At 32.2% G+C, this 15,151-nt stretch carries 16 protein-coding genes; 8 read left to right on the forward strand and 8 right to left on the reverse strand.

Translation table 11 applies throughout. The features are described 5' to 3' along the window. Nucleotide 1 precedes the first annotated feature (1 nt). The 5 genes from Q4Q40_RS19055 to Q4Q40_RS19075 form a co-directional block, all read right to left on the reverse strand. Entirely contained in the window at nt 2–802 is an 801-nt protein-coding gene (locus Q4Q40_RS19055; protein WP_303303586.1) for a sensor histidine kinase, read from the reverse strand. Further along, complete coding sequence (locus Q4Q40_RS19060) at nt 778–1,500, reverse strand: hypothetical protein (RefSeq protein WP_303303587.1); 723 nt, start codon at nt 1,498–1,500, stop codon at nt 778–780. Before Q4Q40_RS19060 ends, Q4Q40_RS19055 begins: the two co-directional genes overlap by 25 nt. Before the next feature lie 9 nt (nt 1,501–1,509). Then, a complete protein-coding gene (locus tag Q4Q40_RS19065; RefSeq protein WP_303303588.1) occupies nt 1,510–2,040 on the reverse strand; it encodes a hypothetical protein in 531 nt (176 codons plus the stop codon). A gap of 107 nt (nt 2,041–2,147) precedes the next feature. Further along, complete coding sequence (locus Q4Q40_RS19070) at nt 2,148–2,774, reverse strand: CPBP family intramembrane glutamic endopeptidase (protein ID WP_303303589.1); 627 nt, start codon at nt 2,772–2,774, stop codon at nt 2,148–2,150. A gap of 24 nt (nt 2,775–2,798) precedes the next feature. Then, entirely contained in the window at nt 2,799–3,257 is a 459-nt protein-coding gene (locus Q4Q40_RS19075; RefSeq protein ID WP_303303590.1) for an Lrp/AsnC family transcriptional regulator, read from the reverse strand. Nucleotides 3,258–3,488: 231 nt separating this feature from the next. Here Q4Q40_RS19075 and Q4Q40_RS19080 point away from each other — a divergent pair, with 231 nt between their 5' ends. Next, entirely contained in the window at nt 3,489–4,718 is a 1,230-nt protein-coding gene (locus tag Q4Q40_RS19080) for an aminotransferase class I/II-fold pyridoxal phosphate-dependent enzyme (protein ID WP_303303591.1), read from the forward strand. On the opposite strand, the gene Q4Q40_RS19085 is transcribed toward Q4Q40_RS19080, so the two are convergent. Beyond that, a complete protein-coding gene (locus Q4Q40_RS19085; protein WP_303303592.1) occupies nt 4,705–5,727 on the reverse strand; it encodes a metal-dependent hydrolase in 1,023 nt (340 codons plus the stop codon). The genes Q4Q40_RS19080 and Q4Q40_RS19085 overlap by 14 nt on opposite strands. Before the next feature lie 237 nt (nt 5,728–5,964). Next, a complete protein-coding gene (locus tag Q4Q40_RS19090; RefSeq protein WP_303303593.1) occupies nt 5,965–6,312 on the reverse strand; it encodes a bromodomain-containing protein in 348 nt (115 codons plus the stop codon). A gap of 119 nt (nt 6,313–6,431) precedes the next feature. On the opposite strand from Q4Q40_RS19090, the gene nhaC reads away from it, so the two are divergent. From nhaC to Q4Q40_RS19110, 4 genes are all read left to right on the forward strand, one after another. Continuing rightward, nucleotides 6,432–7,895 carry a Na+/H+ antiporter NhaC gene (gene nhaC / locus Q4Q40_RS19095; protein ID WP_303303594.1) on the forward strand — a complete coding sequence of 488 codons (1,464 nt, stop codon included), beginning with the start codon at nt 6,432–6,434 and terminating at the stop codon, nt 7,893–7,895. 148 nt (nt 7,896–8,043) lie between these two features. After that, on the forward strand, nt 8,044–8,688 hold the full coding sequence (locus Q4Q40_RS19100; RefSeq protein WP_303303595.1) for a peroxiredoxin: 645 nt from the start codon (nt 8,044–8,046) through the stop codon (nt 8,686–8,688). A 6-nt stretch (nt 8,689–8,694) separates the two neighbouring features. Next, complete coding sequence (locus Q4Q40_RS19105; protein WP_303303597.1) at nt 8,695–9,009, forward strand: thioredoxin family protein; 315 nt, start codon at nt 8,695–8,697, stop codon at nt 9,007–9,009. After that, nucleotides 8,990–9,247, forward strand: coding sequence for a DUF6952 family protein (locus Q4Q40_RS19110; protein ID WP_303303598.1), 258 nt, complete (start codon nt 8,990–8,992; stop codon nt 9,245–9,247). Before Q4Q40_RS19105 ends, Q4Q40_RS19110 begins: the two co-directional genes overlap by 20 nt. Nucleotides 9,248–9,347: 100 nt before the next feature. Here Q4Q40_RS19110 and katG read toward each other — a convergent pair whose 3' ends face one another. Beyond that, nucleotides 9,348–11,552, reverse strand: coding sequence for a catalase/peroxidase HPI (katG, locus tag Q4Q40_RS19115; RefSeq protein ID WP_303303599.1), 2,205 nt, complete (start codon nt 11,550–11,552; stop codon nt 9,348–9,350). 222 nt (nt 11,553–11,774) lie between these two features. On the opposite strand from katG, the gene tpx reads away from it, so the two are divergent. From tpx to Q4Q40_RS19130, 3 genes are all read left to right on the forward strand, one after another. Then, nucleotides 11,775–12,272: a thiol peroxidase gene (tpx, locus tag Q4Q40_RS19120; protein WP_303303600.1), complete on the forward strand. Its 498-nt coding sequence runs from the start codon at nt 11,775–11,777 to the stop codon at nt 12,270–12,272. Nucleotides 12,273–12,297: 25 nt separating this feature from the next. Continuing rightward, nucleotides 12,298–12,666, forward strand: a complete 369-nt coding sequence (locus Q4Q40_RS19125; protein ID WP_303303601.1) for a diacylglycerol kinase — start codon at nt 12,298–12,300, stop codon at nt 12,664–12,666. A 92-nt stretch (nt 12,667–12,758) separates the two neighbouring features. After that, nucleotides 12,759–15,140, forward strand: coding sequence for an FtsK/SpoIIIE family DNA translocase (locus Q4Q40_RS19130; RefSeq protein ID WP_303303602.1), 2,382 nt, complete (start codon nt 12,759–12,761; stop codon nt 15,138–15,140). Nucleotides 15,141–15,151: the final 11 nt, after the last annotated feature.

Genomic DNA, 15,151 nt, shown 5'->3' on the forward strand with positions numbered 1-15,151 from the left:
ATTAGGGAATTGGATAATTTATTATCAATTGTACCCCTTCATTTGGTTTAGATAATAAATCTAGTTCTGCATGAATTAATGATGCCCTACTCTTCATGTTTATTAAACCAGATCCCTTTTCTATGTCATTAATATCAAACCCCTTACCATCATCTGTCGCAGTAATTTTTAAGTTTTCTACTTGATATTCTATTGTTATAGTTAAGTTTTCTGCCTCAGAATATTTTACAGAATTAGACAAAAATTCTTGCAATATTCTAAAAATAATGATTTCATGCTTTCTGTCTGTGAAATCGATTTTCTCCCCTACTGTTTTAAGTTCCGCAGAAGTAAATTTCATCTTTTTAAGTCGATCCAATTCGTTAGTAATAGACTTTTCAAAACCAATATTTAAAACAACTTCATTATTTAATGTTTTTGAAAGCGCTCGTACTTCAGACAAACTATTTTTAAGTGCATCAGAGGTATCTTTAAATTTTTCTTTCACATCATCGGCTACCTGCATTTTTAAAATACTTAACTGCATACTGGCAAATGATAATAACTGACCAACATTATCATGTAATTCCCAACCTATATTTTTAAGCGTTTGTTCTTGTATTTCGGTTTGAGCTTGCGCTATTTCTTCTTCAAAAGCTTGTTTTTGCTTTATTTTATCTAGTAATAATTTATTCTTTCTCTTTTGAAATACCATAAAAAAGATGACAACTAATGATGTTACAATTACTAAAACAGTAATCATATATATTAGTAAATAGCGTTCTGAAGCTGTACTAGCTAGTCGTTCTCCGGTTTGCACCATATTAAAGCAAAAGTGTAAGTTAAATACATAAACATATTAGCAAATAAGAAAATTTGCCATCTTAAAAAAACAAAATTCAAATCTCGGTTAAGGTTTCCCACTTCATATACAAAATATGCATCATAAAACACCAATGGTGTTATAATCAACCACCAAATAAAAATGGTGAAGCTAATATAAAAATTTAAAGATCTATAAAAAGTTAATATTCTATCGCTTTGCAATACTTCAATAAAATAAAATACAGAACATAAAAAGATAATCATAGCTCCAAGTATACCTATAATTGGAAAAAATTGTTTGAAAAAAATATCCCAATTTAATCCTATATAAACAATTGAAAATAATAAAAATGCTAAAGCACTAAATTTTATAATAAGTCTAAAATTTTTGTTCTCTAATATTTTATAATAATAAAAACAAAAAAACAGTATACCTCCTATTTGCCAATAAAATGTAGCCCACCAATGGTTTTTTTCAAAAATAGTCCCTATAAGAAAATCAAAAAAATTTCCAGGTGTAACGTACCGTGTATAAAAACTAAGGAAGTCACATATTGTTAGATATATTAAAAAGAATATAAAATATTTAGCAGCTGTAAGTTTGTACTTTTTATAAAGTAACAAACCTGTTACAGCTGCTAGTAATTCTGTTATAGAAGTAAGTATAAAATAATTTTGTTTTATGAATTCTTCCATATTAAACTATCAAGGATAGCCTCCATTACCTCCACCTCCTTGATTATTAGGAGGAATAGGCAGGTCTGTATCGTTTCCTCTAAAATTAAATGGGTTCATACTGGCTTCGGCATTCCTTTTTACACCCGTAGGTACCATAAACATAGTGGTCAAATTACATTTTTTAGATCCAGCTTCATGTCCATAAACACCTAAATAAATACGGTATCCAGTAATTTTATATTTTAAACTGTCTGCCTGTTTTTTAGAATATTTTAAATAATTTTTAATTTCTTTAGTAGACCACCATACAGAACGGTCGTCCATTGCGTGTCCTCCCTTTGCTGCACAAGAATCTACTGCTGCTTTTCGGTATTTAGTCCAATTGGTACTTAAAGTATCTCCATAAGCTTGCGTGATAAGCCCCTTAGGCTTTTCATAATTTTCAGCAATTTCTAATTTTGTTTTCATTGAATCCACATCAGGATTTCTTGGACATAAATAATACGTTAATGCGGCTCCAGCAATGAAGCCCATAATAATGTAACTTAATTTTTTCATATTTTGTTGGTTTGTTGGTTTGCTATGGTTAATAATTAGCTCCCCAAAAATAAGAAAAAGTTTTAACTCTGTAGCCTTTTTATCCTACTTGTTGTTTCTTATAAAAATTACGAAGGAAAACCAAGTAAACCTCCCATGCCTACTGTAAATAACCAACATCCATAAATAGCATGTTCTATGGATACTAATAGTGTAGATTGTGTTTTTTTATAAGTTATTGCAAATAACAGTCCTCCAAAAAAAGTAAGAATAATCACTAAAATATTTTCAAAAAATATGTGTCCCAAGGAAAATATAATAGCATTTACAAAAATAAATAGCGATTCATTTTTAAATAAACTCTCATATCGTTGAAAATAAAAAGTCCTGTAAATTATTTCTTGTGGATATACCGAAAAGAAGCTATAAACAAATAATATAAAAAGCCACAACTTCGGTTTCTTTAGCAATACACTAAATAACAAGCTACTTTCTGTTAAATAAACAAATAATATAGTAAGAATTGCAATGGCTCCTAATTTAAAAATGGTTTGTTTCCAGAATAAATGCCATTTCAAGCCTGGCGTTATTTTAAACTTTTTCTTCTCAACCTTTAATAAAACATAAATAATATATAAAAAGCCTATTATACCAATAGCCATCTTGAGTTTTATCGAATAGTTAATAACAAAACTAACAGGTAATAGAATAAAAATAATAAAAAACTCAATCCCCTTGTAGATTGTTGTATTCATATTGAAAAAGTTTAAACCACTTCATTATATATTAATTGCCGTGGTATGTTTTACCTCATTTATTACAAACATGCTATGTGTACTACCAATATGATTGATGGTCGTTAACTTTTTAACCATAAATTCACGAAAAGCTTGCATGTCTTTCACCAATACTTTTAATAAGTAGTCGTAATCACCACTAATATGATAACATTCTAACACCTCATTTATATTAGCGACTTCTTTTTCAAATTTTACGACGTATTCTTGGCTGTGTTGTATGAGTTTAATATGGCAGAAAGCTACAAAGGCCTTATCAACACGTTCCTTACTTACTAAAGCCACGTATCCATTAATATACCCTTCTCTTTCAAGCTTTTTTATACGCTCATAAACGGCCGTTACGGAAAGGTTTAATTTATTAGAAAGCTCCTTATTTGTTTGTTTACTATCTACTTGTAAATAATCTAGTAATTTCCTATCAATGTCATCAAATATCATAATCGAAAAATTTTCATCAAGATACATTAAAGCGCAGATATATCAATATATTAATCTATAATTATAAAATATAATAGTTTTATTTTCTAAATAATCAAACATTCATTGTTTTACAATCTTACTTTGTTGAATTTTGTAATGAAAATCGTTTAAGCTTTTTTGATTGAAGCATTTCTTACGATTCATTATTAAAAAAGTTTAAATCACTTCATATATAAAAAATAAAACATTATGGCTTTTAAACCAGCAAATAGTATACAAGACTTACAATATTTTGGTGAATTTGGAGGTGTAAATCCTTCTATTTCTGACTCTTCGACTTATACATTCTTATCTGCAAAAACTATGTTTGACACCTTTGAGGGGAATGCAGATGGTTGTTATTTATATTCACGTCATTCCTCACCTTCAAATTTATATTTAGGAGAAGCATTAGCTGCTATGGAAGGCACAGAGACTGCTAATGTTTCTGCCTCTGGAATGGGAGCCATCACACCAGTATTATTACAACTATGCGGTGCTAGAGATCATATAATCTCTAGTAGAACTATATATGGTGGTACTTATGCGTTTTTAAAAAACTTTATGCCTCGTTTTAATATCGAAACATCTTTTGTAGACATTACGAATTTGGAAATTGTTGAAAATGCCATTACTGAAAACACCAAAGTATTGTATTGCGAATCTGTAAGCAATCCACTTTTAGAAGTAGCAGATATTAAGGGCTTAGCAGATATTGCTAAAAGACACCATTTAAAATTGGTCGTAGACAATACATTTTCTCCGCTATCAATATCTCCAGCAAAATTAGGTGCAGATATTGTAATACATAGTTTAACAAAGTTTATTAACGGATCTAGCGATACCGTTGGAGGTGTTGTTTGTGGTACTCAAGAGTTTATAAATGATTTGCGTAATGTGAATGATGGCGCATCCATGCTACTAGGGTCTACTATGGACAGTTTAAGAGCGTCTTCCGTTTTAAAAAACTTAAGAACATTGCATATTAGAATGCAACAACATAGCCATAATGCTACTTATTTAGCCGAAAAATTTGAAACCGATGGTTTAAAAACAGTATATCCTGGATTAGAATCGCATCCATCACATAAACTATTTAAAAGTATGATGAATGAAAAATATGGTTTTGGAGGTATGTTAACTATTGATGTGGGTTCTTTAGATAAAGCTAACGAACTTATGGAAATGATGCAAGATAAAAACTTAGGGTATTTGGCCGTAAGCTTAGGGTTTTACAAAACACTTTTTAGCGCTCCTGGAAGTTCAACATCGTCTGAAATACCTGAAAGTGAGCAAAAAAAAATGGGCTTAAGTGATGGCTTAATACGCTTTTCCATAGGGTTAGATGCAGATATTGAACGTACCTACCAAACCATGCGAACATGCATGGAAACGCTTAATATTCTTGAGCCCAAATTAGAAACCGTTAAATCCCTTTAATCCGTAGCCACATATTTGACATAATTTCATTAAAATTATCAAATTTAGGTTCAAAAGGCTTGATGTTTAATCGATTTTTATCTTTGTAAAGTGTTAAACTAAAAACGGATGAATTTGGATTGTTTTCATCTAAAATCGGATACCGCAAATCATTGTACTGATAATCAGTATCATTAATTTTATAAACACTGTAATAATAATTGCTAAACCACGCTAAGTTCTCAATATCATTAAATTCAGAAGGCTTTAAATCGCGTTGTTTTGGTAATTCTTTAAAATTCAAAAACCTGTTTTTTGTATCTAATAAAGAATAGTTAGCTACAAAATAAAGAGAGTCCGTTTCAATAATACCATACCATAATACATTATTAAATATAGCTGGTTGCGTACTATAACGTTCAAAATTAATATTATTCTCTGTCATAGATTTTCTAAATATAGAATCTATATAAAATTTGTTTCCTATAGTTAGTAACATATAAACAGAACTTATCCCTAAACCCAATTTAAGCCAAAGCTTTCGTCTATTCGATTTTCTATTAAAAAACATTAAGACAATCACACAAATAAGGAATGGCAGCGTATAAATAGGATCAACCACTGCTATATTATTAAAAGCAACACGATAATTACTAAAAGGTTTGAATAATTGTGTGCCATATGGCGTAAAACAATCTAAAATAGGATGTGTAAATAAGGACCAAAAGAATAACCAAATCCAATCCTTTTTAGTGGTAGTCCCCAACCGATTGCCCGAATTATATAATTTATAAACGCCCCATCCAAGAAGTATCGCGGCAAGCACCGAAAACAAAATAGAATGCATAAAGCCCCTATGAAACAACATGGCATCAATTTCATTATTATATAATAAACTACCCATGTAAACATCCAGATCTGGAATAGTCCCACCAATAGCACCAAACAACAACGCTTTATTGCCTATTTTTTTTCCTAAAACTGCTTCACCACAAGCAGCCCCTAAAACAATTTGAGTTAATGAATCCATATAAACCCAACAAATATAACAAGAAAAAGAGTAGCGTATTACGTCGTATTTACTTAGAAACTGTTTAAGTTTTCTTTTTGGAATTAGTTTGGGTGGATTAAATTCTCAGTCAAGGCAAAATAAATGCGAATAGCATCGCTATTTAAAGAAATTTTGCTGCAGAATGAGGGCTTAAGACGACAAAATAAACTAAAGGATAAAATTTAAACAGTTTCTTAGTAATGATTTAAAAAATTACTACATGGAAGAAATCGATCTATAGTAATTTAATTTATTAGATATTTTTTTTCTACTTTTTATTAAATTACTTCTCAAATCTTTTACATCAGACAAAAACTCTAATTCACCTTTAAATTGGCAATTACTTTCTAACCTATTAATATAATCTAAAACCGTTAAATTCCAATTCAATTTTCCTTTAGACGCTTCTATTTTTTCATTTAAATCAACTGGTTTCTCGATAATAAAATCAAAAACTTCAATTTTTGAAACCAATTCCATATCTATACCTCTTTTCTTTTTTAACTTTAAAAAGAATATTATAAATAGAATTAGTATTATTATTGTAATGATTAATAATTTCATTGTAACTTTATTATTAACAATATTCACACGCGTAGTACTTTTGACGCTAAAAAGTAGTAAAAGTCACATTGTTTTATAAATTGCAAAAAATATAGCATTATAAGCCAAAAACACTATTTATGGATTTAAAAGACGAAAACATCATAGAAAACAAAGAACTTAATATATGGGAAGCACTCATTCCTGTAATAGCTTTAGTTGGTATGTTAGCATATAATATATATGTTTATGGTGATGACGCACTTAGTGGAAGTAATCAATTTGTGCTATTATTAGGAGCTGCAGTTGCTGCAATTGTTGGTTTTAAAAATAAGGTGTCTTATAAAAAAATGCTTGACGAAATTGCTGAAAATGTAAAATCTACAACAGGCGCCTTACTAATACTATTAATGGTGGGCTCTTTAGCTGGAACTTGGTTAATTAGTGGCATTATACCAACCATGATCTATTATGGTCTGCAAATATTAAACCCAACCATATTTTTGGCAGCCTGTGTGGTTATTTGTTCTATAATTTCGATAGCTACAGGAAGTTCTTGGACCACCTCTGCTACTGTTGGTATTGCCCTTGTTGGTATTGGCGAAACACTAGGAATCTCTGTTGGAATGACTGCTGGAGCTGTTTTATCTGGTGCTTATTTTGGAGATAAAATGTCACCCCTTAGCGATACAACCAACCTAGCACCTGCAATGGCTGGCAGTGAATTATTTAGTCATATTAAATACATGACTTTAACAACCGTACCTACTATAGTAATTACACTTATCATTTTTATAATAATAGGATTAAATATAGATACAACAGGTACGCCACAAATAGATGATAAACTATCTGCGATTGATGGTGCGTTTAATATCAGTCCTTGGTTATTTATTGTGCCAATTTTGGTTATTATTATGATCGTAAAGAAAACACCACCTTTAATTGCCTTACTAACTGGCGCTATACTTGGAGGTGTTACTGCTTTAATAGCACAACCAGATATTATAGTAAAAATTGCAGGAGCAGAAACGTTAACATTTCAATCTGCCTACCAAGGTGTTATGAATGCCTTAACCGTAGACACTGCTGTCGAAACTTCAAGCCCAGAACTAAACGATTTGTTTACATCTGGAGGCATGAAAGGCATGCTAGGAACCATATGGTTAATTGTTTGCGCCATGGTTTTTGGAGGCGTTATGGATGCCATTGGCGCATTATCTAGAATTACCAAATCTTTATTAAACTTAGCAACCACTACATTTGGTTTATTTGCTAGTACTGTGGCTAGCTGTTTAGCTTTAAACCTAACAGCATCCGATCAGTACCTAGCTTTAGTTATACCGGGAAAAATGTTTAAACAAGCCTATGAGGATAAAGGTCTTGCACCTGAGAATTTAAGTAGAACATTAGAAGATTCTGGAACAGTAACGTCCGTTTTAATTCCTTGGAACACTTGTGGCGCTTATCATTCGAAAGTGCTATTTGGTTATGCTGGAGCTACAGCGTACATTCCATACGTATTCTTTAGCATTCTTAGTCCATTTATGACATTATTATTCGCTGCTTTTTCAATAAAAATAAAGCAATTAACCTCTAAATAAATCATAACTATTCTAATTGCTATTTTAAATAAATTAAATCTATCATATAATAAAGATTTAAGATTTTATTAATGATTTATTTTTTCAAGTTATAATGTATTTTTACACTTGGAAAAAATGAATTATTAATTATAAAATTTAAACAAAAATGGCTTTAGTAGGAAAACAATTTCCAAATTTAAATGTTGACGCAATGAACGAAATGGGAGACACTTTCAAATTAAACGTTCTTGAAGAAGCAAAAAACAACAAGAAAAAAGTAGTATTATTTTGGTATCCAAAAGATTTCACATTTGTGTGTCCAACAGAATTACATGCCTTTCAAGCAGCTTTACCAGAATTTGAAAAGCGTAACACGATTGTAATTGGAGCTTCTTGTGATACACCAGAAGTTCATTTTGCTTGGTTAAGCGCTGCTAAAGATAATGGTGGTATAGAAGGTGTTACCTACCCTATTCTTGCAGACAGTAATAGAAACCTATCAAGCATCTTAGGTATTTTAGATATTACTAATGAAGTTTATGATGATGAAACTGGAACTGTTCAAGTTGAAGGTGACAATGTAACTTATAGAGCTACTTATATTATTGATGAAGATGGTATCGTACAACACGAAAGCATAAATAACATGCCTCTTGGTAGAAATGTACAAGAATATATTCGTCTTGTTGATGCATTAACTCACGTTCAAGAAAACGGAGAGGTTTGTCCAGCTAACTGGGAAGAAGGTAAAGAAGCTATGCAACCTAATGCTAAAGGTACAGCTGAATATTTAGCGGCACATATAAATTAGTAAATCATGGTACAAGAATTAGTTGAAGATACTTTAAAAGATATTGTAGCAAACAATGATACTGTTGTTGTTCAATACTCTGCTACTTGGTGTGGTAATTGCCGCATTATGAAGCCTAAAGTTAAGAAGTTAGCTTCCGAATTCGAAGCGATTACTTTTGTTATCGCTGATGCAGAAAAATTTCCTGAATCTAGAAAATTAGCAACCGTTGATAATTTACCAACATTTGCTACATTTAAAAATGGCGTTTTTGTGAACCAGGTACAAACGAACAAATTTGATGTACTAAAAACACTTGTAGATGAAGTTACCAGTAATTAAACATCTTACACAATTTATTGAAGATAACGACGAAGATTTTGTTATAGAGACCATAGAAACACTCGAATCAATCACCGAGGTCTCCTCTTTAAAAGATGAAGAATTAGATGTTATTGGAGAACTTATCTCTAATATGTATGGTGCTATCGAGGTGAATAAAATGATAAAAGAAGGTGTCCCTAAAAAAGAGGCTGTCAATGGCTTTATGCAACGCGTTTTAGGGTCTATAGATAAATAAAATACCTTTAATAAAAGTAAAAACCACTTCAATTGAAGTGGTTTTTTGTTTTTATAATTATCATTTCATTAGGAGCAATATTTCCCAATAAAAACTTAAATCAAGCAATATCAAAACGATCAAGGTTCATCACCTTAACCCATGCAGATATAAAGTCTTGTACGAACTTCTCTTTAGAATCCTCGCTTCCATAAACTTCAGCAAGTGCACGAAGCTCTGTATTAGAACCAAAGATCAAATCAACTCGAGTTCCTGTCCATTCGTTTGCTCCCGTTGCACGATTACGACCTTCAAAGACACTATCATCCTCAGAAACAGCCTTCCAGGTTGTTCTAATATCTAATAAATTAACAAAAAAATCATTTGTAAGTACCTCTGGTTGTTTTGTAAATACGCCATGTTGAGACTTATTAAAGTTTGTATTAAGAACGCGCATGCCTCCTATTAAAACTGTTGTTTCTGGCACATTAAGCGTTAACAATTGTGCTTTATCAATTAGCATTTCTTCAGCCGATGTATAGTGATGCGGCTTAATATAATTTCTAAATCCATCTGCAGCAGGCTCAAGAATTGCAAACGACTCTACATCTGTTTGCTCTTGTAATGCATCGCCTCTACCTGGCGTAAAAGGCACCGTTATATCATGCCCGCCATTTTTAGCTGCTTTTTCTATACCTGCAGAACCTCCTAAAACAATCAAATCTGCTATTGAGACGTGTTTATCTCCTTTATTAAATTCTTTTTGAATGCCTTCTAATACACCTAAAACCTTAGATAATTGAGCAGGATTATTTACCTCCCAATCTTTCTGAGGAGCAAGACGAATACGACCTCCATTGGCACCACCACGTTTATCCGATCCTCGGAAAGTAGATGCTGATGCCCAAGCGGTAGATACTAATTCCGATACAGACAATCCCGATGCAAGTATAGTATCCTTTAGTAAAGCTATATCTTTATCATCGATCAACGCATGAGTAACCGCAGGAATTGGATCTTGCCATATTAATGCTTCTTTAGGTACTTCTGGCCCTAAGTAAAGTGCTATTGGTCCCATATCACGATGTGTCAATTTAAACCATGCCTTAGCAAATGCGTCCTCAAACTGCTTTGGGTTTTCGTGAAAACGTTTTGAGATAGCTAAGTAAATTGGATCCTTCTTAAGTGCCATATCTGCTGTAGTCATCATAAGATCCTGTCTTTCAGATGCATCTCCTGCTCTTGGTGCTGTTCTTGCGCCAGATGCCTGAGTAGGTGTCCATTGATGTGCCCCTGCTGGACTTTTTGTTAGTTCCCAATCATAATTTAATAACACATCAAAATAATCATGATCCCATTTTGATGGATTGGGTGTCCAGGCACCTTCTATACCACTAGTAATAGTATGATCACCATGGCCAGATTTAAACGTATTTTTCCAACCCAAACCTTGCTCTTCAATACTAGCTCCTGCCGGTTCTCTACCTACATATTGCTCTGGATCGGCGGCACCATGCGCCTTACCAAAAGTATGTCCTCCAGCAACAAGTGCCACGGTCTCTTCATCATTCATAGCCATTCTACCAAAAGTTTCACGAATGTCTACCGCAGATGCTATTGGATTTGGATTTCCATTAGGCCCCTCTGGATTCACATAAATTAACCCCATTTGGACTGCCCCAAGCGGATTCTCCAACTCGCGATCGCCTGTGTAACGTCTATCTCCTAACCATTCTACCTCAGATCCCCAATAAATATCTTGTTCTGGCTCCCAAACATCCTCTCGCCCTCCAGCAAAACCAAATGTTTCAAACCCCATAGATTCAAGAGCACAATTACCAGCTAAAATCATAAGATCTGCCCAAGAAATCTTCTTGCCATATTTCTGCTTAACAGGCCATAATAATAAACGTGCTTTATCTAAATTTCCATTATCTGGCCAACTATTTAGCGGGGCAAAACGTTGACTCCCAGAACTTGCTCCTCCACGACCATCAGAAATACGATACGTACCTGCACTATGCCAAGCCATTCTAATAAAAAATGGTCCATAATGACCATAATCGGCTGGCCACCAATCTTGAGAATTGGTCATCAAATCAAAAAGATCTTGTTTTACAGCATGCAAATCGAGTTTTTTAAATTCTTCTGCATAATTAAAATCCTTACCCATGGGATTGGATAAGGATGTATGCTGACGTAGTATATTAAGCTTCAATTGATTTGGCCACCAATCTCGGTTTGATGTACCACTACCCGCACTTTCTTTTATTGCTCCACTACTAAATGGACACTTACCACCACTATGCATTTTATTGTTTTCCATATTTAAAGTTTTATTTAATTCAAAATCAGATAAATTTAAAAAATAACTAAACAAAAAATGCCTTAAGTAGATTTTTATAAATTATATAAATATCAATAAAATTTATTAAAAACAAAATAACCATAACATTAACTAATAGTTTCTTATTTTTAAAAAATCATAATATCTGTCCAACATAGTATTAATAATTACTATTTTTATCAAAATTTAAAAAATAAAATAATGGCTATAGTTACATTAAAAGGAAACGCAATTGAAACATCGGGTGAATTACCAAAAGTTGGAACAAAAGCACCCGATTTTGAATTAACGGCAAACGATTTATCTTCAAAAAAACTAAGTGACTTTATAGGTAGTAAAGTTGTTTTAAATATATTCCCAAGTGTAGATACTGGTACTTGTGCAAAATCTGTTAGACAATTTAATAAAGAAGTAAGCGCCTTAGAAAATACAAAAGTATTATGTATTTCTCACGATTTACCATTTGCAAATGCTCGTTTTTGTGGCGCTGAAGGTTTAGATAATGTGATCAGCCTATCAGATTATAAAAATGGGAGTTTTGGAAAAGATTACGGATTAAACTTTATTACTGGACCTCTTGAAGCTTTACATTCCCGTTGTATCATTGTGTTAGATGAAAATGGTACTGTGAAATATACAGAACAAGTTGCAGAAACCGTAGATGAGCCAAATTATAAGGCAGCTATTGACGCTTTATAGCATATTAAACTTTCACGCTTAATACATGACAAAAAAAGATTCCTTTATAGTGAATCGATTAAAAAGTATTGGTTATGCTTTTAAAGGTGCTTTATTACTTTTAAGAACAGAAGCTAGTATTAAAATTCAATTTGTAATTGCTTTAACACTTACATTTTCTGGATTTTATTATGAAATTTCACAAACAGAATGGGTTATTCAACTCCTTTGTATTGGTATGGTGATGAGTATTGAGGGGGTAAATACTGCTATAGAGGCTATAGCCGATTTTATTCATCCAGAACATCATAACAAAATAGGTTTAATAAAGGATATAGCTGCTGGAGCCGTTTTTATCGCTTCTATTTTTGCTATTATAATTGGTTTTATTATTTACATTCCAAAGATTTTTTAAATACTATTACCCTTAGGATAAACGTTAGTAATTTGTATTTTTGTTAAAACTGAACTTATTTTAGACCATAATTTTGAAACGATACCCTATTAATGGCGAAAAGAAAGACTAAGACTAAAAAACCACCAAGACAAAAAATTAAAAGACCTAGTTTTAAACTATCAAGTCAGCAAAAGCTGGTTTTTGGTAGCTTACTCATTATATGTGGTATTTGGTTATGTATTGCTTTTGTTTCTTACTATTTCACTGGAAAAGCAGATCAAAGTATCATAAATACATTTCCTTCCAGAACATCAAATACTCAAAATTGGGTAAGTCAATTTGGTGCTTGGTTTGGTGAGTTTTTTATTCAACGGGGTTTTGGTATTGCTTCATTTATATATTCTGGACTCATCTTCTTATCTGGTGTATATGTTTTAATGAGTCTTAATAAGGCAAAATTAAGAAAACACTGGTTTTGGGGAATTTTAATAACTATTTGGTTATCTGTTCTTTTTGGGTTCTTTAGAAGTAAAACCGATATCCTTGGTGGTACCATCGGTTTTGAAATTAACGCATTCTTACAAGATTATATTGGAAAAATAGGGGTCTCTCTCCTACTTTTATTAGGCTTAATAACTTATTTAGCAATTCGTTTCAGAGTCACTTTCGAAAGTATAACGTCCATTTTTAAGTCTGCAAAAAAAGATCTTGAAAATGAAATTTCAGATTTAAAAGATGATTTGATTATTCCTTTAGATAATAATTTATCTGAAGAAGCTGATGCTATTAAATCTGCTTACGAAATCCCTTTACAAAATGACGAACCTACAAAAAAGGAAGCAAAACCTGTTAAAGATATAGCCCCACTTGAAGTTAAAGTGGCACAAGAAGAAGAGGAAGAAGAAGCCTTAGAAATGAAAGTTGAAAAAGTTGAAGAAGAACTTTCTGAAACAAATAATTTGGCTAATAAATTGGTTGAAGATTTTGGTGAATTTGATCCTACGCTTGAATTAGCAAAATATCAATTCCCTCCTTTAGATCTTCTAAAAAAATATGATTCTGAGGGTATTACCATTAATCAAGAAGAATTAGAAGAAAATAAAAATAAAATTGTTGAGACTTTAAACAACTATAAAATTGGTATTGCAAGTATTAAAGCGACTATTGGTCCAACAGTTACTTTATATGAAATTGTTCCCGAAGCTGGCGTTCGTATTTCAAAAATTAAAAACTTAGAGGATGATATTGCTTTATCTTTATCTGCTCTTGGTATTCGTATTATCGCTCCTATTCCTGGAAAAGGAACTATTGGTATAGAAGTTCCCAATAAGAACTCAACTATTGTTTCTATGCGTTCTGTAATTGCATCTAAAAAGTTTCAAACTTCAGAAATGCAACTCCCTATAGCTTTAGGAAAAACTATTAGCAACGAAACCTTTGTTGTCGATCTTGCCAAAATGCCACACTTGCTAATGGCTGGTGCTACAGGACAAGGTAAATCGGTAGGGTTGAACGCGGTTTTAACATCATTATTGTATAAAAAACATCCAGCAGAAGTTAAGTTTATTTTAGTCGATCCTAAAAAAGTAGAACTAACACTTTTCAATAAAATAGAACGTCATTACCTAGCTAAATTACCAGATAGTGAAGATGCTATTATAACAGACAATACAAAAGTTATCAATACATTAAATTCTTTATGTATTGAAATGGATAATCGTTACGAGCTGTTAAAAAATGCGCTGTGTAGAAACATAGCAGAATACAATGTAAAGTTTAAAAACCGAAAATTAAATCCTAATGATGGTCATCAGTTTTTACCATACATTGTTCTTGTCGTTGATGAGTTTGCAGATTTAATTATGACAGCTGGTAAAGAAGTAGAAACACCAATAGCACGTTTAGCACAGTTAGCCAGAGCGATTGGTATTCATTTAATTATAGCAACACAACGTCCGTCTGTAAATGTTATTACAGGTATAATTAAAGCCAATTTCCCAGCCCGTATAGCATTTAGGGTTACTTCAAAAATTGATTCAAGAACTATTTTAGATACCTCGGGAGCCGATCAATTAATTGGTCGTGGTGATATGTTATTTACACAAGGTAATGATGTTATTCGTGTACAGTGTGCTTTTGTCGATACTCCAGAAGTTGAAAAAATAACCGATTACATAGGCTCTCAGAAAGCATATCCAGACGCTTATCTTTTACCAGAATACGTTGGTGAAGAAAGTGGCACAGGTCTTGATATAGACATATCAGACAGAGATAAACTATTTAAAGATGCTGCTATTGTTATTGTAACTGCGCAACAAGGTTCGGCCTCATTATTACAGCGAAAATTAAAATTAGGCTATAATAGAGCAGGAAGATTGATTGATCAATTAGAGGCAGCAGGCATAGTAGGACCTTTTGAAGGCAGCAAAGCAAGGCAAGTTTTAATTACCGACCTTATAGCTTTAGATCAACATTTAGAAAACGAAATATAATTTAAATTTGA

The sequence above is a fragment of the Flavivirga jejuensis genome, from assembly GCF_030540765.1.
Taxonomy (GTDB): Bacteria; Bacteroidota; Bacteroidia; order Flavobacteriales; family Flavobacteriaceae; genus Flavivirga; species Flavivirga jejuensis.

Excerpts from the sequence above, each read along its gene's own strand:
- Q4Q40_RS19055 (WP_303303586.1), bottom strand. The coding sequence starts at position 802 with ATGGTGCAAACCGGAGAACGACTAGCTAGTACAGCTTCAGAACGCTAT.
- Q4Q40_RS19060 (WP_303303587.1), bottom strand. The coding sequence starts at position 1,500 with ATGGAAGAATTCATAAAACAAAATTATTTTATACTTACTTCTATAACA.
- Q4Q40_RS19065 (WP_303303588.1), bottom strand. The coding sequence starts at position 2,040 with ATGAAAAAATTAAGTTACATTATTATGGGCTTCATTGCTGGAGCCGCA.
- Q4Q40_RS19070 (WP_303303589.1), bottom strand. The coding sequence starts at position 2,774 with ATGAATACAACAATCTACAAGGGGATTGAGTTTTTTATTATTTTTATT.
- Q4Q40_RS19075 (WP_303303590.1), bottom strand. The coding sequence starts at position 3,257 with ATGATATTTGATGACATTGATAGGAAATTACTAGATTATTTACAAGTA.
- Q4Q40_RS19080 (WP_303303591.1), top strand. The coding sequence starts at position 3,489 with ATGGCTTTTAAACCAGCAAATAGTATACAAGACTTACAATATTTTGGT.
- Q4Q40_RS19085 (WP_303303592.1), bottom strand. The coding sequence starts at position 5,727 with ATGGATTCATTAACTCAAATTGTTTTAGGGGCTGCTTGTGGTGAAGCA.
- Q4Q40_RS19090 (WP_303303593.1), bottom strand. The coding sequence starts at position 6,312 with ATGAAATTATTAATCATTACAATAATAATACTAATTCTATTTATAATA.
- nhaC (WP_303303594.1), top strand. The coding sequence starts at position 6,432 with ATGGATTTAAAAGACGAAAACATCATAGAAAACAAAGAACTTAATATA.
- Q4Q40_RS19100 (WP_303303595.1), top strand. The coding sequence starts at position 8,044 with ATGGCTTTAGTAGGAAAACAATTTCCAAATTTAAATGTTGACGCAATG.
- Q4Q40_RS19105 (WP_303303597.1), top strand. The coding sequence starts at position 8,695 with ATGGTACAAGAATTAGTTGAAGATACTTTAAAAGATATTGTAGCAAAC.
- Q4Q40_RS19110 (WP_303303598.1), top strand. The coding sequence starts at position 8,990 with ATGAAGTTACCAGTAATTAAACATCTTACACAATTTATTGAAGATAAC.
- katG (WP_303303599.1), bottom strand. The coding sequence starts at position 11,552 with ATGGAAAACAATAAAATGCATAGTGGTGGTAAGTGTCCATTTAGTAGT.
- tpx (WP_303303600.1), top strand. The coding sequence starts at position 11,775 with ATGGCTATAGTTACATTAAAAGGAAACGCAATTGAAACATCGGGTGAA.
- Q4Q40_RS19125 (WP_303303601.1), top strand. The coding sequence starts at position 12,298 with ATGACAAAAAAAGATTCCTTTATAGTGAATCGATTAAAAAGTATTGGT.
- Q4Q40_RS19130 (WP_303303602.1), top strand. The coding sequence starts at position 12,759 with ATGGCGAAAAGAAAGACTAAGACTAAAAAACCACCAAGACAAAAAATT.